This window comes from Sphingomonas sp. P4_D12, from assembly GCF_056401895.1.
In genome coordinates this window covers 151,992-169,749 of the sequence record NZ_JBFUIL010000011.1, presented here as the reverse complement: position 1 = coordinate 169,749, position 17,758 = coordinate 151,992, and the positions used below count along the sequence as shown (strand labels likewise).

General features: G+C 65.8%; 15 protein-coding genes. 11 read left to right on the top strand and 4 right to left on the bottom strand.

The genetic code is table 11. The annotated features are described in order from the left end of the window. The first annotated feature begins 38 nt into the window (after positions 1-38). Together AC1DSD_RS19780 and AC1DSD_RS19775 are read left to right on the top strand one after the other, a co-directional pair. A complete protein-coding gene (locus AC1DSD_RS19780) occupies positions 39-770 on the top strand; it encodes a TIGR02186 family protein (RefSeq protein WP_478032549.1) in 732 nt (243 codons plus the stop codon). 340 nt (positions 771-1,110) lie between these two features. After that, the gene (locus AC1DSD_RS19775; protein WP_478032477.1) at positions 1,111-2,778 is read left to right on the top strand and encodes a helicase HerA domain-containing protein; all 1,668 of its coding nucleotides are present in this window, start codon (positions 1,111-1,113) and stop codon (positions 2,776-2,778) included. Positions 2,779-2,891: 113 nt separating this feature from the next. Here the strand turns inward: AC1DSD_RS19775 and AC1DSD_RS19770 are convergent, their stop codons facing one another. Then, the gene (locus AC1DSD_RS19770) at positions 2,892-4,409 is read right to left on the bottom strand and encodes a peptidoglycan DD-metalloendopeptidase family protein (RefSeq protein ID WP_478032476.1); all 1,518 of its coding nucleotides are present in this window, start codon (positions 4,407-4,409) and stop codon (positions 2,892-2,894) included. Positions 4,410-4,716: 307 nt separating this feature from the next. Between AC1DSD_RS19770 and AC1DSD_RS19765 the strand changes: the two genes are divergently transcribed. The 6 genes from AC1DSD_RS19765 to AC1DSD_RS19740 all read left to right on the top strand — a co-directional run bounded on the left by AC1DSD_RS19765 (position 4,717) and on the right by AC1DSD_RS19740 (position 10,507). Then, a complete protein-coding gene (locus AC1DSD_RS19765; protein ID WP_478032474.1) occupies positions 4,717-7,224 on the top strand; it encodes a helicase-related protein in 2,508 nt (835 codons plus the stop codon). Then, on the top strand, positions 7,217-7,522 hold the full coding sequence (locus tag AC1DSD_RS19760) for an RNA-binding S4 domain-containing protein (RefSeq protein WP_478032473.1): 306 nt from the start codon (positions 7,217-7,219) through the stop codon (positions 7,520-7,522). Before AC1DSD_RS19765 ends, AC1DSD_RS19760 begins: the two co-directional genes overlap by 8 nt. An 86-nt stretch (positions 7,523-7,608) precedes the next feature. Then, positions 7,609-7,950 carry a ferredoxin FdxA gene (gene fdxA, locus AC1DSD_RS19755; protein ID WP_478032472.1) on the top strand — a complete coding sequence of 114 codons (342 nt, stop codon included), beginning with the start codon at positions 7,609-7,611 and terminating at the stop codon, positions 7,948-7,950. A 263-nt stretch (positions 7,951-8,213) separates the two neighbouring features. Then, on the top strand, positions 8,214-8,747 hold the full coding sequence (locus AC1DSD_RS19750) for a CarD family transcriptional regulator (RefSeq protein WP_066813023.1): 534 nt from the start codon (positions 8,214-8,216) through the stop codon (positions 8,745-8,747). Between the two features lie 107 nt (positions 8,748-8,854). Then, positions 8,855-9,571: a head GIN domain-containing protein gene (locus AC1DSD_RS19745; protein ID WP_478032470.1), complete on the top strand. Its 717-nt coding sequence runs from the start codon at positions 8,855-8,857 to the stop codon at positions 9,569-9,571. 105 nt (positions 9,572-9,676) lie between these two features. Further along, positions 9,677-10,507, top strand: a complete 831-nt coding sequence (locus tag AC1DSD_RS19740; protein WP_478032469.1) for a GIN domain-containing protein — start codon at positions 9,677-9,679, stop codon at positions 10,505-10,507. Between the two features lie 66 nt (positions 10,508-10,573). On the opposite strand, the gene AC1DSD_RS19735 is transcribed toward AC1DSD_RS19740, so the two are convergent. Beyond that, entirely contained in the window at positions 10,574-10,978 is a 405-nt protein-coding gene (locus AC1DSD_RS19735) for a DUF1489 family protein (RefSeq protein WP_478032468.1), read from the bottom strand. A gap of 14 nt (positions 10,979-10,992) precedes the next feature. Continuing rightward, positions 10,993-12,411, bottom strand: a complete 1,419-nt coding sequence (gene mgtE, locus AC1DSD_RS19730) for a magnesium transporter (protein ID WP_478032467.1) — start codon at positions 12,409-12,411, stop codon at positions 10,993-10,995. Between the two features lie 126 nt (positions 12,412-12,537). On the opposite strand from mgtE, the gene AC1DSD_RS19725 reads away from it, so the two are divergent. Then, positions 12,538-12,993, top strand: a complete 456-nt coding sequence (locus tag AC1DSD_RS19725; protein ID WP_478032465.1) for a peptidylprolyl isomerase — start codon at positions 12,538-12,540, stop codon at positions 12,991-12,993. Positions 12,994-13,090: 97 nt separating this feature from the next. On the opposite strand, the gene AC1DSD_RS19720 is transcribed toward AC1DSD_RS19725, so the two are convergent. Further along, positions 13,091-13,972 carry a LysR substrate-binding domain-containing protein gene (locus AC1DSD_RS19720; RefSeq protein ID WP_478032464.1) on the bottom strand — a complete coding sequence of 294 codons (882 nt, stop codon included), beginning with the start codon at positions 13,970-13,972 and terminating at the stop codon, positions 13,091-13,093. Between the two features lie 333 nt (positions 13,973-14,305). Here AC1DSD_RS19720 and AC1DSD_RS19715 point away from each other — a divergent pair, with 333 nt between their 5' ends. Together AC1DSD_RS19715 and rarD are read left to right on the top strand one after the other, a co-directional pair. After that, entirely contained in the window at positions 14,306-16,609 is a 2,304-nt protein-coding gene (locus AC1DSD_RS19715) for a CDC48 family AAA ATPase (RefSeq protein ID WP_478032463.1), read from the top strand. A 192-nt stretch (positions 16,610-16,801) separates the two neighbouring features. Next, positions 16,802-17,683: an EamA family transporter RarD gene (rarD, locus tag AC1DSD_RS19710; RefSeq protein ID WP_478032462.1), complete on the top strand. Its 882-nt coding sequence runs from the start codon at positions 16,802-16,804 to the stop codon at positions 17,681-17,683. Positions 17,684-17,758: the final 75 nt, after the last annotated feature.

Here is a 17,758-nt window from a genome sequence, read left to right as displayed (position 1 = left end):
CGCGTGCCGCGCTCGCTCTGCTGATCGCGCCACCGCTAATGGGGCAGGCCAAGCCGGTATCGAAACCGGTGCTGGTCCCCGACGTCTCGCAGCGCCAGATCGAGATCGCTTATTCGTTCACCGGCGCGGATCTGCTGCTGTTCGGCGCAATCCTCTATCCCGGCGGGCGGCTGCCCGACGACGATGCGCCGACCGACATTGTTGTGGTGGTGAAGGGGCCGACCCAATCGATCCTGGTGCGCGAAAAGGAAAAGATCGCCGGCATCTGGGTCAATGCGTCGCGGCTGCGCTATCGCTCGGCGCCGAGTTTCTACGGCATGGTGTCGTCGCGCCCGATCGATCAGGTGGTCGATGGCCGCACGCGCGCGATCTACGAACTCGGGCTCGACAGCCTGCAATTGTCCCCGGCGTCGAGTGCGCCGCAGGACGAGCAGGACCGCTTCGCGCGCGGGCTGGTCGACCTCAAGCGCCGGTCGGGTCTCTATTACGAGCAGCCCAATGCGGTCGAGATCAGTGACGGCGTGCTGTACCGTGCGCGCGTCAATATTCCGGCGCGCGTGCCGGTCGGCCGGTTCACCGCGGAGACCTTCCTGATCCGCGACCGGCACATATTGGCGGTCGCGACCAGGGATATCGACATCCGCAAATCGGGGTTCGAACGGTTCGTGGCGCGGTCGGCGCAGCGCAGTTCGATCGCCTATGGGCTGGTCGCGGTGGCGCTGTCGGTGCTGTTCGGCTGGGGCGCGGGGTATATCGCGCGGCGGGTTTGATATCCCCGTGCCGAAACCCTCGCAAGAAGTCGTATCTGCCCTCTCCCGTTTACGGGAGAGGGTTGGGTGAGGGTCTTCTTTCTTCTTCCAGGCGTGTGTCGAAACAGAAGAAGAAAGAAGACCCTCACCCTCCCACCGCTTCGCGGCGGGCCCCTCCCTCTCCCGCAGGCGGGAGAGGGGGAACGCGCGCTTTCGTTCCGGTGTGGCGCTTGCTGCACGGTGGATGTCGGAACGGGTTCGGCATGACCTCGAGAAGGGTTCGCCCGAGCCGGTCAGCGATAGCAAACTCAATATTTACCCCTGACGTGCCATAGCGACTCGGAATGACCAGGGGATTCCGATGACCGAAATGCTGGGGGGTAGCGCATTCGCGCGGACGACGGCCGATGACACCGCCGCGCCGACCCCCGCTCCGAGCCTCGGCAGAGAGATTGGTGGGCTGATCGAGATCGCCGGTTCGGGGGGGCAGGTGCTGTTCGATCCCGATGCCATTGCCAGCTATGCCGCCGATCCCGATTCCGTGCTGGCATCGGCCGGCTCGGTCGGTGCGCAGGTCAAGATTCGCGTCGGCGCCTGCTGGATGATCGCCAATATCCGCTCGCTGCGCCTGGTCGAGGCCGGCATCCTGGCGCTGATCGACTTTCTCGGCGAAGGCGATGAGGAACGACTGACCGGCAAGCTCTACAAATTCCGTCGTGGCGTCACGCGCTATCCCGCCCCGGGCGCCGCGGTGTTTCCGGTATCGACCGCCGACCTCAGGCAGATCTACGCCGCCGACGACCGCGCCAATATCGAGATCGGCACGGTCTATCCGACCAAGGACATCCGCGCCTCGCTCTATGTCGACGCGATGCTGGGCAAGCATTTCGCGCTGCTCGGATCGACCGGTACCGGTAAATCGACCAGCGCCGCGTTGATCCTGCACAAGATCTGCGAGCTCGCGCCGCAGGGTCATATCGTGATGGTCGATCCGCACGGCGAATATGCGGCGGCGTTCCAGACCACCGGCGCGATCTACGACGTGTCGAACCTGCAGATGCCGTATTGGCTGATGAATTTCGAGGAACATTGCGAAGTGTTCCTGACGACGTCCAACTCCGAACGGCAGATCGACGCCGACATCCTGGCCAAGTGCCTGCTCGCCGCGCGCGCCAAGGGGCGGCTGGGGCAGGAGATCAGCAAGCTGACGGTCGACGCCCCGGTGCCGTACCTGCTCAGCGACCTGACCAATTTGATCCAGCTCGAAATGGGCAAGATGGACCGCGCCGGCGACACCGCGCCCTATCTCCGGATCAAGACCAAGATCGATGAGATCAAGGCCGATCCGCGTTACAGCTTCATGTTCTCCGGCATGCTCGTCGCCGACACGATGCAGGACTTCATCAGCCGCGTGTTCCGCCTGCCCGGCGACGGCAAGCCGATCTCGATCATCGACGTGTCGGGCGTGCCGAGCGAAATCACCTCGGTGGTGGTCGCTGTCCTGTCGCGCATGGTGTTCGACTTCGCGATCTGGTCGCGCAACGAAGCGCGGCGCCCGATCCTGCTCGTCTGCGAGGAGGCGCACCGCTACATCCCCAACGAGCGCAACGCCGACGGATCGTCGGTCGGCAAGATCCTCAGCCGCATCGCCAAGGAAGGCCGCAAATACGGCGTCAGCCTGGGTCTGATCACGCAACGTCCGTCGGATCTGGCCGAAGGCGTGCTGTCGCAATGCGGCACGATCATCTCGATGCGCCTCAACAACGATCGCGACCAGGCGTTCGTCCGCGCGGCGATGCCCGAAGGCGCGCGCGGGTTCCTCGACGCGATCCCCGCGCTGCGCAACCGCGAGTGCATCATCTGCGGCGAAGGCGTCGCCATCCCGATCCGCGTCGCGTTCGACGGGCTGGAGGCCAACAAACGCCCGGCGTCGGACGATCCGACCTTCTCCACGTTGTGGCGCGAGACCGGCGGCGAGGATCAGATCATCGGCCGCACCATTCGCCGCTGGCGCTCGCAGGGCCGCTGATCGGGCGCACACGAAAACGGTCGCCTGATCCTGCGAAATCAGGAGGCGGGAGTTACCAACGGAATCACTTGTAATTTTGAGCCCCTGCTTACCCAGGAGCGAGACTTATCGCGTCAGCTGGACTTGCGCGGCGTACCCGGATGGACCGACAGCAATTCCGACACGTGCGACTTGAACGCGCGCAAGGCGGCGCCGGTCAGCGCGGCGACGCTCGAGAAGGAGAAGCCGCGCGGATTGACCACCTGGCCGCTGCGATAGACTTCGAAATGCAGATGCGGGCCGGTCGATAGTCCCGAATTGCCCGAATAAGCGACGATCTGGCCGCGCTGAACATGCTGGCCGTTGCGCACCAGCACCCGGCTCAAATGGCCATAACCGGTGCCGACCCCGCTACCCTGCGCCTGAATGCCGACGAAGCTGCCATAGCCGCCTTTGTAGCCGGCCCAATTCACAATGCCGTCGAATACCGCATAAACCGGCGAACCATAAGCGCAGGCGATGTCGATGCCCTTGTGCATCCGGTAATAGCCGAGGATCGGGTGCATCCGCATGCCGAAGGACGAGCTGATCCGGCCCGCGACCGGCAGGCCCATGAAACCCTGGCGCTCGGTCTGACCGCTGGCGTCGTACCAATCGCCATGGCCGTTGCCGCCATCCTCGTCCTCGTCGGCGTTGCGGCTCCACTTGACCAGTTGGACCTTGCGGCGACCCATATCGAGCCCGGCGAACAGGATCTTGCCGAGTTCGACCTCGCCGGTCGCGGCGCGGCGCTGCGATAGCATGACGTCCCAGGTGTCGTCCGACGCGACATCGCCGCCGATCGAGATCCGCGTCGCGATCGCCTTGATGTAATCGGCGGCAACGGTCGAGGGCACGCCGGCGGCGCGCATCGATTTGTACAGGCTCGATCCGGCCAGGCCCTGGATACGCAGCGGCGTGTCGTCGACCGCGATCGCCTGGCGATTCATCGTCAGGCCGTTGGCGGTGCGCTTGATCGTCAGGCGGAAATCGAATGCCGGCTGGAAGCTCAATTGTTCGAGCGGGCGCGGATCGCTTTTCTTGGCACGGCGGCCGAGCACGCCTTCGAACCGCGTTCCAGGGCGGATATTGTCGAGCGGCAGCGCGCCCGCGACCAGATCGGCAACGCGGGCGATATCGGTCTTGGCGGCGCCGGCGCGGCGCAGCAGCGTTGCCAGGCTGTCGCCGTCACTCATCGCCGATGCAAAGGCCTGGGTCGGGCGATCGGGGGTTTCGGCCAGCGGCCGCACCAGATCGGTCGCCGCCATGCGCTGACCGGTATCGGCACCCAAGGCGAGTGGCGCGATCGATTGCGCACGGGCATTTTCCCACGCCTTGCCCTTGAGCGGCAAAGCGGATGCAGCGACCAGCGGCTGACCGATGCCCGGCGACAGCGCCCAGCACGCGCCGACCAGCGCGGTGCAGGTAGCGAGTCCGCGGAACCAGTCGCGCGATCCGATCCGCGCGCCGAGATCGGGCGTCCAGTCGACCTGCGCCATGGAGGCACGCACCCGGTCGACAAAAGAGAGGTCGGTGGTGAGGACGAGCGCACGGCCGGTCGAGCTGGGGGCAGCGCCACCCGATTGCTCATAATGCTCACTGCGCAGAAACACGACGAAACGTCCCCGTTACGTAATCGCCGATCCACCCCCGGCGCTGTCCAAACACTCTGCCGATGGGGTGTTAAAGTCAATTTAACCGCCTCGTTAAGCGCCGATCCGTGCGGCAAGCCGTGCAGCGCGAGGGACAAACTCCATTTGACGCGGAACTATTTCAAGTACCGGCAAATTCGGGATCTTTTCGTCGCGGTGACTTGCCCTAGGGGCGATTACTTACGGACTCGCACCATGGGCGCGACTATCATGGCTTAATCAAGTCTCGCTTGCGTCGATCGCCCGGCGCGCCGATCTATAAGCCGTCATGCGTGCGTTCTCGTCCCCGGTCACCGCGGTGCTCGGGCCCACCAACACCGGCAAGACGCATCTCGCGATCGAGCGGATGTGCGGTCATTCGAGCGGGATGATCGGCTTCCCGCTGCGATTGCTCGCGCGCGAAGTCTATGATCGCGTCGTCAAATTGAAGGGCGCCAAGCAGGTCGCGCTGATCACCGGCGAGGAGCGTATCGTTCCGCCCGACGCGCGCTGGTTCCTGTGCACCGCCGAGAGCATGCCGATCGGCGGAGGCCTGTTGGCCGGAGCCGACAACAAAGGCGCGCGTGACTTGGCATTCGTCGCGCTCGACGAGGCGCAACTCGGCGCCGATCCCGAGCGCGGCCATGTCTTCACCGACCGTCTGTTGCGCGCGCGCGGCCGCGAGGAGACGATGATCCTTGGCTCGGAGACGTTGCGGCCGATGGTCAAGGCGCTGGTCCCCGACGCCGAGATCGTCAACCGCCCGCGTTTCTCGACTCTGTCCTATGCCGGCGCGCGCAAGCTGTCGCGGCTGCCCAAGCGCTCGGTGATCGTCGCGTTCAGCGCCGAGGAAGTCTATGCCGTCGCCGAGATGATCCGCCGTCTTCGCGGCGGCGCCGCGGTGGTGATGGGCGCCTTGTCCCCGCGCACCCGCAACGCCCAGGTCGCGATGTTCCAGGCCAGCGAGGTCGATTATCTCGTCGCGACCGACGCGATCGGCATGGGCCTCAACATGGACGTCAACCATGTCGCCTTCGCCAGCCTGACCAAGTTCGACGGCTATCGCCAGCGCCGGCTGACGGTGAGCGAGATGGCGCAGATCGCCGGGCGCGCCGGGCGGCATCAGCGCGACGGGACGTTCGGCGCGCTGACCGCCGACGGCCCCGGTGCGTTCACGCCCGAGGAAATCCACGCGATCGAGCACCATCATTTTCCCCGGCTCGATTTCCTCTATTGGCGCGATGGCGAGCCCGATTGCGATTCAGTCGATGCGCTGATCGCCAGCCTGGAAGCCAAACCCGACAATCGGGTGCTGCGCGCGGCACCGGTCGCGACCGATCTCGCGGTGCTCAAGCGGCTGACCGAGGACGATGCCGTCCGAGACCGCGCGCGATCGCCGGGCCAGGTCGCACGGTTATGGGCGGCATGCGGCGTGCCCGATTTCCGCAAGCTCGGCGTCGATCCGCATGCACGGCTGGTCGCCAAGCTCTATAATGATCTCAGCACCGGCAACGGCCATATCGCCGCGCCCTGGTTCGCCGATCAGGTCGCGCGGCTCGACGATGTCACCGGCGATGTCGAGACGATCGCGGGGCGAATCGCGGCGATCCGCACCTGGGCCTATATCGCGCATCGCAGCGATTGGCTGGCCGACCCGGCGCATTGGGCGGCGCGCACCGCGGCGGTCGAAGAGCGCCTGTCCGACGCGCTCCACGCATCGCTGACCCAGCGCTTCGTCGACAAGCGCACGACCGCATTGCTGCGCCAGATCGGCAAGGATGCCGGCGCGCTGCCGGTGGTGATCGGTGAGGAAGGCGAAGTGCTGGTCGAGGATCATCCGATCGGCACGCTGGAAGGCTTCCGCTTCACCGTCGCCGCCGACGCGCGGCATGCAGACAAGCGCCTGCTGCTCGCGGCGGCGGAGAAAAGGCTCGGTGCCGAGCTGGCGAAGCGCGGTCGCGAACTGGCTGACTCGGGTGACGACGAGCTCTCTCTGTCCTTCCCCCGGATCGAATGGCGCGGCGTCGGCGTGGCCGAATTGACCGCTGGCGCCAATCTCGCCCAGCCGCGCGTCCTGCTGGATCGTCCGGTCGAAGCGCTCGATCCTGCGGTACGCAAGGCTGTGCAAGCACGGCTCGACCGCTGGGTCGCAGAGCAGCTGGCGCGGCATTTGCCGGTATTCGGCGCGCTCGACGCCTGCCTGCGCGATGCCGCCGCCGGTGCGCCGCTGCGCGCGGTCGCGGGGGCGCTGCTCGATGCCGGCGGATTGTTGCCGCGGCGCGCGATCGGCGTGCAGGTCGAGGCGCTCGACCCGCTCGCGCGAAAGAAGTTGCACAAGATGGGCGTGACGATCGGTACGCTTGACCTGTTCGCGCCGGCCTTGCTCAAGCCGGGTCCAGCGCGCTGGCGGCGGATGCTGATGCGGCTCGGCGAGGGCCCGCGCGACGGCGCCACCGTGTTGCCGCGCAACGCGCCGGGCGCCGACTTGCCCTTCGGCTTCCGCCCGCTCGGCCAGCAGGCAGTGCGGATCGACCTGGTCGAACGCATCGCGCGCGCTGCGCACGATTCGCGCAAGGGACGCGCGCCGTTCGCGCCCGACGCGGCGCTCGCGACCTCAATGGGGATCCAGCCCGACACGCTGGCGCGGCTGATGGCGCAACTCGGCTTTCGCGCCGCGCGGCCGGGCGACGACGGCAAGCCGCGCTGGATGTGGCAGGGCCTGACGCCCAACGCCAAGCCCAAGGCACCGCCGCGCGACAACGCCTTCGCCGCGCTCGCCGGGATGCTCGATGGCTGAGCAGCTTCCCGGTAACGGACCGACGATGCGTCTCGACAAGTTCCTGTGGTTCGCGCGGATCGTGAAGACGCGAAGCTTCGCGCAACGCCTTGCCGAGGAGGGGCATATGCGGATCGACGGTCGCCCGACCGATCGCGCCGCGGCACCGGTGCGCCCGGGCAACATCCTGACCTTCGCCACCCATCGCGGCGAGGTCCGCACCATCCGGATCGAAGCGCTGCCGATTCGCCGCGGCCCGCCTTCCGAGGCGCAGCGTTGCTATCAGGATCTCCAGGCCGGCAGCGCGCCCGCAACTTAAAAACGTCTCGCAGAAAGCCGCGATCGATTGACGGGCGCGGGACACGCGCATAGCACGGCCCAAATCGTACTCCTGGGGAGCCAGAAATGACCTACGTCGTGACCGACGCCTGCATCCGCTGCAAGTATATGGACTGCGTCGAGGTGTGTCCGGTCGACTGCTTCTACGAAGGCGAGAACATGCTCGTCATCAATCCGAGCGAATGCATCGACTGCGGCGTATGCGAACCCGAATGCCCGGCCGAGGCTATCCTGCCCGATACCGAGAACGGCCTGGAAAAGTGGCTCGAGCTCAACAACACGTTCAGCAGCCAATGGCCCAACGTCACGCGCAAGAACGACCAGACCCCCGCCGATGCCGACGAGCACAAGGGCGAAGACGGCAAATACGACAAGTATTTCTCGCCCGAGGCCGGCCAGGGCGACTGAGCGCGCCAGCAAAGTTGATCGAGATCAAAGCGGCCTCGCCCAGCAATGGGACGGGGCCGTACCCATTTCGGGGGATGCTCCGTCGGATGAAAACGACGTCGGGCTGGTAATTTTATTACGGCTATGTTAAATAGGTCAGGACGAGAGCCCCTTTCCGAGTCTCTCGTGTGGAGACACACACATCCAATCAAGCCCCTGCCGGCGCCATGTCCGGGCGTCGTGCGTTTATTCGGGCGACATTCCAAGTGAAAGGTTGAAGTTACATGGCTGCCAAGGCGCTGTCCTTCGACGTCGGTGATTACGTTGTTTACCCCAAGCACGGCGTCGGCCGTGTCGTTGAACTTCTCAAACAGGAAATCGCCGGCATGACGCTGGAGCTGTACGTGCTCCGGTTCGAGAAAGAGCGCATGACGCTCCGTGTGCCGACCAACAAGGCCGAGAGTGTCGGCATGCGCAAGCTGTCCTCGGACAAGACGCTCCGCGAGGCGCTCGACACGCTCAAGGGCAAGCCCAAGGTCAAGCGCACCATGTGGTCGCGCCGCGCGCAGGAATATGAAGCGAAGATCAATTCGGGCGACCTCGTGTCGATCGCCGAAGTGGTCCGCGACCTGTTCCGTGCCGAAGACCAGCCTGAGCAGAGCTATTCGGAGCGCCAGATCTTCGAGGCCGCCGCATCCCGCCTCGCCCGCGAGCTCGCGGCGATGGAAGAGACCGACGAAAAGGGTGCGCTGGAGAAGATCCTCGACATCCTGCGCAAGGCCGCGGCGATCCATAACAAGGACAAGATTCCGGCGTAATCCCGGGTCAAGTCGTTGATAAAATAGGGCGGTCCTTTGGGGCCGCCCTTTTTCGTTGCGGCCCCATCCGTAGTGTGTTACGTAGACAACACACAATGGAGGATCTCATGAACCGCTACATGCTGCTCGCTTTGCTTCCGCTCGCCGCCTGTTCGGGCACGGCCCGGTCGGAAGGCACGCCGCCCAGCGGCGCCGGCGGCAACCGCACCTTCGCGGTCGACGGCTTCACCGGCGTCGATGCCGCCGGGCCCGACGATGTCGATGTCCGTGTCGGCTCGGGCTTTTCGGTTCGTGCGGAGGGCGATCCCAAGATCCTCGACAAGCTCGAGATCGTGAAGGAAGGCGACACGCTGAGGGTTCGCCGCAAGGAGCGCAGCTTCAGTTGGGGCGGCGAGCGTAAGGGCGCCAAGATCTACATCACCATGCCGCGCATGACCGCGGCGAGCACCACCGGGTCGGGCGACATGGCGGTCGACCATATCGATGGCGAGAAGTTCCAGGCCAGCGCGACCGGGTCGGGCGACCTCAATATCGGATCGCTCAGCGTCCAGGCAGTCGCGCTGTCGGTCACCGGGTCGGGCAGCCTGGGCACCGCTGGCAGCGCCAGGACCGGATCCTTCTCGGTCACCGGATCGGGCGACATCACCGCGCCCAAATTGTCGCTCGGCCAGGCCAGCGTCAATGTCATGGGCTCGGGCGGCGTCTCCGCGGCGGTCAACGGCGCGGCGAATGTCAACGTGATGGGCTCGGGCGACGTCACGCTCACCGGCGGCGCCAAATGCACCACATCCAAGATGGGCTCGGGCGACGTCAGCTGCAGCTGATTTGGGTTCAGCAAGGCTGAACCGGTTGCGGCACCGTGACGGAAAGGCTGCAAAGACTCTAACCCAGCTTGCATAAAGCGGCGGGGCGGTGCGATGCTCGCATCCATGCTCCGCCGCTCTCTCGCTTTCGCGCTGATCGCGCTCGCCACGCCGGCGCATGCCGCCGACCGCAGCTATGTCGTCACCAATTTCGACCGCGTGCGGGTGGATGGCCCATATTCGGTGCAGGTCGAAGTCGGCACCGGCGGCGGCGCCGCGGCCAGCGCGTCGGGCGACGACCGGGCACTCGGCGACCTCGACATCTCGGTCAACGGCGGCACGCTGACCGTCCGCAAAGGCAGCCAGGGCTGGGGCGAACGAGGCAAAGCAAGCGGCCCGCCGCCGGTGATCATTCTGCGCACGCCGGCGGTGCGCGGCGCGACCGTGGTCGGCGGCGCCAAGCTGGCGCTCAACGGTAGGCTGCGTACGGCGCGGCTCGACGTCCAGATCACTGGCGCAGGGACAATCGACGCGCGCGGCGTCGATGCCGACGACGTCGTGGTCACCGTGATCGGCAACGGCAATGTCGCCCTCGCCGGACGCACCGCGCGGGCGCGGTTCTCGACCAATGGCGGCGGCTCGATCGCGGCGATGGCGCTCGACGCGGGCGAGATCATCGTCACGCTCGAAGGCGCGGGCGAAACGCGGGCAAGCGCACGCTATCTCGCCGACCTAACCAACAAGGGCCTTGGCCTGATCGCGGTCACCGGCAATCCGAAATGCACCGTCCGCGGCCAATCGGTCGGGCCGATTTTCCAAAATTCGTCATCCCAGCGAAAGCTGGGATCTCAAGCGGCATCGCGTCACCGCCAGAGACCAACATCGGGTCGGATCGTCCCCCGGACGATCCTTGAGCATGCGGGGCATGCTCAACCCGATGTTCTTTCGCTGGGGTGACGGGAGGGTGCGCTGGAGTAACGGGAGGATTCCGCGGGGATGACGACAGGAATGTGAGTCCCCAACCTAAAGCAAACCCAGCTCAGCCAGCTTGCCCACCATATCGGCCGGTAGTTCACCTACCCCTTCGCCACCTGCACCAAGGTCGCGCGGCGCGCTCGTATCTTCGAGATAGCGCCAGCCCTGGTGCGCTCGCTTTGGCCGTGCTTCGACCAGGACCAGGCGCGGATCGAGCCTGATCGCGGTACGGCCGCCGGGCAGTTCGCCGAATCCGACGATCGGCGAGCGCGCGACGAGCTGGTGCTTGAGGATCCAGAATAAAGATCCCTGCCCGGCAATCTCTTCCCAGCGCTTGGGTAGATAGCGCGTGCCGAGTTCGTAGGGCGGATCGCCCTCGCGCGCCGCCCAGCGCGCGACGAACGCCTCCAGGCTCGCCACGCCGAACGCGACCTTGGTCAGATGAAGCGGCACTCCGTCGATCTGGGTTACCGGCCCAGGCCCCACAAGAAGGCGAGGCCGAGGAAAGAGAAAAAGCCCATGCAATCGGTGAACATCGTCACGAACACCGACGACGAGATCGCCGGGTCGATCCGGAAGCGGTCGAGCGTCACCGGCACGAACACCCCCGCCAGGCCGGCAACCATATTGTTGATCAGGATCGCCAGCCCGAACACCGCCGCCAGATCGCCGCGTCCGAAGATGAAATAGGTGCCGATCCCGATCAGCACGCCGAGCGCGGCGCCGTTCGATACGGCGATGCGGAATTCGCGCCAGATCATCCGCGCGGTGTTCGAATCGGTCAGCTGATTGGTCGCGATCGCACGCACCACCACCGCCAGGGTCTGGGTGCCGGCATTGCCGCCCATGCCCGAGACGATCCCCATCAGCGCCGAGAGCACCGCGAACTTGGCGATCTCGGCATCGAACAGGCTGACCACCCAAGCCGCGAGCATTGCGGTGGGCAGGTTGATCAGCAGCCACATCAGCCGGGTCCGGACCGTCATCGCGATCGGTTCGTTGATGTCGCCATCGCCGGCGCCGGCCAGGCGCAGCGTGTCCTCGCCGGCTTCTTCCTGGATAATGTGGACGACGTCGTCGACCGTGATCATGCCGACCAGCCGCCCAGCGGCATCGACCACCGCGGCCGAGATCAGCGCGTATTTCTGGAAGCGCAGCGCGACTTCTTCCTGGTCCATGTCGACCGGGATCAACGTCTGTTCGCGCTTCATCACGTCGGCGATCGCGACCGAGCGCGGCGCGCGCAGGATCCACGACAGCGAGCAGGTGCCGATCGGCTTGTGCCCGGGATCGACCACGAAGATTTCCCAGAAATCGGTGGTCAGTTCCTCCTGGCTGCGCAAATAATCGATCGCGTCGCCGACCGTCCAATGTTCGGGCACCGCGATCAGCTCGCGCTGCATCAAGCGGCCGGCCGATTCCTCGGGGAAGGATAAAGCTTCCTCGATCGCGGCGCGGTCGTCGGGATCGAGCGCTCGGAGCACTTCGCGCTGATCCGCCGGCTCCATGTCCTCGATGATCGCGACGGCGTCGTCAGTATCGAGCTCCGACGCGATGTCGGCGACCTGCTGCGGCGCGAGGCTGTCGATCAAATCCTCGCGGACATAATCGTTCATCTCGGCGAACACGTCGGCATCGAGCAGGTCGGTCAGTGCCTTGGCGAGCGGCCCGCGATCCTCGTGCGGCGCCAGCTCGAACAGATCGGCGATGTCGGCGGGGTGGAGCGGCTCGACCAGCGCGCGCGCCGCGTCATTGTCGCCGGCCTCGACCGCGTCGAGCACCGCGCGCACGAATTCGGGTTTCAGCCGGTCGTCCTCGTCCAGCTGATCCGCGACGTTATCGAGTTCGGTGGCGCCGTCGGTGGGCGCCAGATCGGTCTCGCTCATCGTCTGACCTTTTTTCGGGCACCGGCATATCCATATCGGGGGCCGTACGCGGTTTCCGCGCGGTTTGCCAGCACCCACCGAGCAGTTTAGGGCGGGCGCAAATTCCCCGATTCATGGAGCAAAATGATGGCCGATACCCCCGAGACACTGACTTTGACGCTGGACAGCGGCGACGTCGTCATCAAGCTTCGCCCGGATCTCGCGCCGCAACATGTCGACCGCATCGCCGAGCTGGCCAATGAAGGCTTTTACGACGGCGTCGTATTCCACCGCGTGATCCCCGGCTTCATGGCGCAGGGCGGCGACCCGACCGGCACCGGCATGCACGGATCGGACAAGCCGAACCTGCCGGCCGAATTCTCGCGTGAGCCGCATGTCCGCGGCGTTGCGTCGATGGCGCGGACGATGGATCCCAATTCGGCCAACAGTCAGTTCTTCATCTGCTTCGACGACGCGCGCTTCCTCGACGGCCAATACACCGTATGGGGCGAAGTCACCGAGGGCATGGAGCTTATCGACGCGCTGCCCAAGGGCGAGCCGCCGGCGAACCCCGGCAAGATCCTCAAGGCCCGCGCCGAGTAAGCGCAACCAACAGCCGCTCCTCGCCACCTTCCGTCATCCCCGCTTTCGCGGGGATGACGAGGTGCGGCGGGAGAGGATTGAACAGCCCGCGACGCCCTTAGGCGTCGAGGACCTCGACCAGCCAGTCGTGGAACCATTTGACCTGGCGCATCTGCATCGCGCGCGGGCGGCAGACGAACCAGTAACTGTACGGGCTGGCCACCTCGATATCGAACAATTTGACCAGCCGCGGGTCGTGCGCCTCGTCGAAATGGCTTTCGTGCATGAAGGCGATGCCCAGGCCCTGGGCCGCCGCCTCGAGCATCAGCGCGCCCGAATCGAAATGGTCGATCGCCAGCGGCTCGAGCTCGTCGAGCCCCGCCGCATGGCGCCAGGCGCTGAACGTGTCGGGCATGTCGCGGTGGATCAACGCGGTCAGCTTCTCGATCTGTTCGGGGCGCGTGACCGGATCGGGCCCGTCGAGCAGGCTCCGCGCGCCGATCACATAGACATTGTTGGTATCGAGCCGCTTGGCATAGAGGCTGGGATCGGGCTCGCGCGCCAGCGCGATCGCGGCGTCGAGCCCGTCGCCGACGCGCGCCATATTGTGTCCCGCCGTATCGATATCGAGATGGATCTGCGGATAGCGCGCACGCAGGTCGCCGAGGTGCGGGAAGATGCGTTGCGAGGCGAACAGCGGCAACACCCCCAAACGCAGGCGCAGGACCTCGATCCCGCTGGTCATATATTCGACCGCGTCGGTCAGCCGGTCGAGCACCGGCGCGATCTGCTGCAGCAGCCGTTCGCCGTCGCTGTTGAGCGCCACCGCCTGGTGCCGGCGTTCGAACAAGGGCTTGCCGATGAAGCGTTCGAGCGCCTGAATCCGGCGGCTGAGCGCCGGCGCGGACAAAGCGAGTTCCTGCGCGGCAGCCTTGACCGACCCGGTGCGGGCGACCTGAATAAAGGCCTCGATCGCGGTCAGCGGGGGCAAACGCCGCATGGAAATTCTCTCCCTTGGCCCTGTTAGTTGTGCAACGCGTCACATACCGATGCTTGGAACGCTATCATCCCCTCTCCGTGAAAGGAAAGGGTTGATTGCGAAAAATGCATGTTACCGGTATCACTTCGCACTTGCACAATAATGTGCTGCGCTGCACATAGAGCAGGCCTTTCAGGCATCCTCTCCTAAAAACTTTCCCGGCCGGGCCCCTTGGGTCCGGCCTTTTTTTGTCTCGATTCGCGGCCGCCTGATAGCCGCCCTCTCGCGCTTCGGGAACCGGGTCACTATCTCACACGCTCTCGATTCTTCCGCTCGCGAAACAAGGTGACCCCCATGGCAGACGGCGACGATGCCCCCCAACGCAAGCTTCAGGTCGCCAATGCGCGTCCCGAGGATAGTGGCCGCGGACTGGCGCACATCCCGCGTCCGCTGATGGCGCAATTGGGCATCGGTGAAGGCGACATCATCGAAATCGTCGGCAAGTCGACCACCCCGGCGCGCGCGGTCGCACCCTATCCCGAGGATGAGGGGCTCGAACTGATCCGGATCGACGGCCTGCAACGCGCCAATGCCGGCGCCGGGTCGGGCGATTATGTCGACGTGCGCAAGGCTGAGGCCAAGCCGGCGACGCGCGTCGTGTTCGCTCCCGCGCAGCAGAATCTGCGCCTGCAGGGATCGACCGGCGCGCTCAAGCGCACCTTTTTCGGCCGTCCGCTGTGCGCCGGCGACGTCGTCGCGACCGCGGGGCAGCAGCGCATCGACCCCGAAGGCGTGCCGCCAAACGTCGCGCAATATCTCCGCGCGCCGGCTTATGCGCTGCAGGAAATCCGCCTCGCGGTGATCTCGACCGTTCCCAAGGGCGTGGTGCTGGTCGACGAGAATACCGAGATCGAGCTGCGCCCCGAATATGAGGAACCCAAGGACGCGCGGCGCGCCGACGTTACCTATGACGATATCGGCGGCATGGCCGACACGATCGACCAGTTGCGCGAGATGGTCGAATTGCCGTTGCGCTATCCGGAACTGTTCCAGCGGCTCGGCGTCGAACCGCCCAAGGGCGTGCTGCTTCATGGCCCGCCCGGAACCGGCAAGACGCGCCTGGCGCGCGCCGTCGCGAACGAAAGCGACGCGCAATTCTTCCTGATCAACGGGCCCGAGATCATGGGTTCGGCCTATGGCGAGTCCGAATCGAAGCTGCGCCAGGTGTTCGAGGAAGCGGCCAAGAATGCGCCGTCGATCGTGTTCATCGATGAGATCGATTCGATCGCCCCCAAGCGCGGTAACGTGTCGGGTGAGGCCGAGAAGCGCCTGGTCGCGCAGCTGTTGACCTTGATGGACGGGCTGGAAGCGCGCGCCAATCTGGTGGTGATCGCCGCGACCAACCGGCCCGAAGCGGTCGACGAGGCGCTGCGCCGCCCCGGCCGGTTCGACCGCGAGATCGTCGTCGGCGTGCCCGACGAGCGCGGCCGCCGCGAGATATTGGGCATCCATACGCGCGGCATGCCGCTCGGCGATCATGTCGATCTCGACGAGCTCGCGCGCACGACCTACGGCTTCGTCGGCGCCGACCTCGCAGCACTCGCGCGCGAGGCGGCGATCGAGGCGGTGCGGCGGATCATGCCGCGCCTCAACCTCGAGGACCGCACCATTCCGGCGGACGTGCTCGAAACGCTGGCGGTGACGCGCGAGGACTTCCTCGGCGCGTTGAAGCGCGTCCAGCCCTCGGCGATGCGCGAAGTGATGGTCGAGGCGCCGCGCGTCCGCTGGGACGATGTCGGCGGGCTCGACGACGCGCAGATGCGCCTCAAGGAAGGTGTCGAGCTGCCGCTCAAGGACCCCGACGCGTTCCGCCGGCTGGGCATTCGTCCGGCCAAGGGCTTCCTGCTCTATGGCCCGCCCGGCACCGGCAAGACCCTGCTCGCCAAGGCGGTTGCGCGCGAGGCGGAGGCGAACTTCATCTCGACCAAATCGTCCGACCTGCTCAGCAAATGGTATGGTGAGAGCGAGCAGCAGATCGCCAAATTATTCGCGCGCGCACGCCAGGTCGCACCGACCGTGATCTTCATCGACGAGCTCGACAGCCTGGTCCCCGCGCGCGGCGGTGGCCTGGGCGAGCCGCAAGTCACCGAGCGCGTGGTCAACACGATCCTCGCGGAGATGGACGGGCTCGAGGAATTGCAGTCGGTCGTCGTGATCGGCGCGACCAACCGGCCCAATCTGATCGACCCCGCGCTGCTGCGTCCCGGCCGGTTCGACGAGCTGATCTATGTCGGCGTGCCCGACGAGAAGGGGCGCCGCCGCATCCTGGCGATCCAGACGCAGAAGATGCCGCTGGCCGACGATGTCGATCTCGACCGCATCGCCTCGCGCACCGACCGCTTCACCGGCGCCGACCTCGAGGATCTGACCCGCCGCGCGGGCCTGGTCGCGCTGCGCAAGAATATCGACGTCAAGCAAGTGACGATGGCCGATTTCGAGGACGCGCTGGTTGATTCACGTGCCTCGGTGACCGCGGAGATGGAGCGCGATTACGAACAGCTCGCCGCGACGATGAAGCAGGATGCGGCGTCGCTGCAGCCTTTGGGCTTCATCTCGCCGGGACAGTTGCGGCCGCATGGGCCGAAGGGAACGGATTGATCGCCCGAAAACGGGTGGGCACCGGTCAGAAAAATATCCGGTCGTCTCGCTGAGAGGCGACCGGATCGCCGAATTCGGTACGCGCCGGCAGCCATCGCCGGCGTTCCCAAAGCGGCGCAAAAAGCTTTTCTACTGCGCAGCGCCGGCTTCCTGCCCTCGCCACGCCGCATCATATCGGCCACACGCGCCGGCATGAACCGTCGCGTCAATCCCGGCATCCTGTACGGCGTCGCGGCCTATGCGACCTGGGGCCTGCTTCCTGCCTTCCTCAAACTGCTCAAGCCGCTCCCTGCGCCCGATATCCTCGCGCACCGCATCCTGTGGTCGCTGCTCCTGCTCGGCGTGCTGGCGGTGGCGCTGCGGCATGGGCCGGCGCTGCGCAAGATCGTCGCGACCCGCAAGCTGATCCTCGCGCTCACCGCCTCGTCGCTGCTGATCGGGGTCAATTGGCTGGTCTATATCGTCGCGATCAACAACGAGCAGGTCGCGCAGGCGAGCCTGGGCTATTTCATCAATCCATTGGTCAATGTGCTGCTCGGCACAATCGTGCTGCGTGAGCGGCTCGGCCGGATTGAGATCGTCGCGGTAGGGCTGGCGGCGTGCGGGGTCGCTTTCCTGGCATGGGAAGAAGGTGGCGTGCCGGTGATCCCGCTGACCCTGGCCTTCTCGTTCGGGCTATATGGACTGGTGCGCAAGGTGACTCCGGTCGACGCGATCGACGGATTGCTGGTCGAAACCGCGATCCTGGCACCGGCCTCCTTGGCCTGGCTGCTGTTTGCCGGCACCTCGCTCGCCGGCGGACCGGCCTGGCCGCTGCTTCCCGCCTCGGGGCTGCTGACGGCGACGCCGCTGATCCTGTTCGCCGCCGCGGCGCGGCGCGTGCGGCTGACCGATCTCGGGCTGATCCAATATATAGCGCCGACGCTGCAGTTGATCCTGGCGGTCGCGGTCTATGGCGAAATATTGGTGCCGGGGCAGTGGGCGGCATTTGCGCTGATCTGGGTCGCGCTGGCGATCTATGCCGTTGGCGCAACCCTGTCCGCGCGCCGCGCGGGAGTGGCGATTCCCGACTAGAGCGGAGTGCGTGATTTCTGAATCACGCACTCCGCTCTAGTTATTTGTTGTCGCATCGCTTTTTGCAGAAAACCG

Bases quoted from the DNA above. Each gene is read 5' to 3' on its own strand.
- mgtE (WP_478032467.1), bottom strand. From the start codon at position 12,411: ATGAGCGAGACCGATCTGGCGCCCACCGACGGCGCCACCGAACTCGAT.
- AC1DSD_RS19775 (WP_478032477.1), top strand. From the start codon at position 1,111: ATGACCGAAATGCTGGGGGGTAGCGCATTCGCGCGGACGACGGCCGAT.
- AC1DSD_RS19760 (WP_478032473.1), top strand. From the start codon at position 7,217: ATGGCTGAGCAGCTTCCCGGTAACGGACCGACGATGCGTCTCGACAAG.
- AC1DSD_RS19745 (WP_478032470.1), top strand. From the start codon at position 8,855: ATGAACCGCTACATGCTGCTCGCTTTGCTTCCGCTCGCCGCCTGTTCG.
- AC1DSD_RS19750 (WP_066813023.1), top strand. From the start codon at position 8,214: ATGGCTGCCAAGGCGCTGTCCTTCGACGTCGGTGATTACGTTGTTTAC.
- AC1DSD_RS19740 (WP_478032469.1), top strand. From the start codon at position 9,677: ATGCTCCGCCGCTCTCTCGCTTTCGCGCTGATCGCGCTCGCCACGCCG.
- AC1DSD_RS19715 (WP_478032463.1), top strand. From the start codon at position 14,306: ATGGCAGACGGCGACGATGCCCCCCAACGCAAGCTTCAGGTCGCCAAT.
- AC1DSD_RS19765 (WP_478032474.1), top strand. From the start codon at position 4,717: ATGCGTGCGTTCTCGTCCCCGGTCACCGCGGTGCTCGGGCCCACCAAC.
- AC1DSD_RS19720 (WP_478032464.1), bottom strand. From the start codon at position 13,972: ATGCGGCGTTTGCCCCCGCTGACCGCGATCGAGGCCTTTATTCAGGTC.
- rarD (WP_478032462.1), top strand. From the start codon at position 16,802: ATGAACCGTCGCGTCAATCCCGGCATCCTGTACGGCGTCGCGGCCTAT.
- AC1DSD_RS19780 (WP_478032549.1), top strand. From the start codon at position 39: ATGGGGCAGGCCAAGCCGGTATCGAAACCGGTGCTGGTCCCCGACGTC.
- fdxA (WP_478032472.1), top strand. From the start codon at position 7,609: ATGACCTACGTCGTGACCGACGCCTGCATCCGCTGCAAGTATATGGAC.
- AC1DSD_RS19725 (WP_478032465.1), top strand. From the start codon at position 12,538: ATGGCCGATACCCCCGAGACACTGACTTTGACGCTGGACAGCGGCGAC.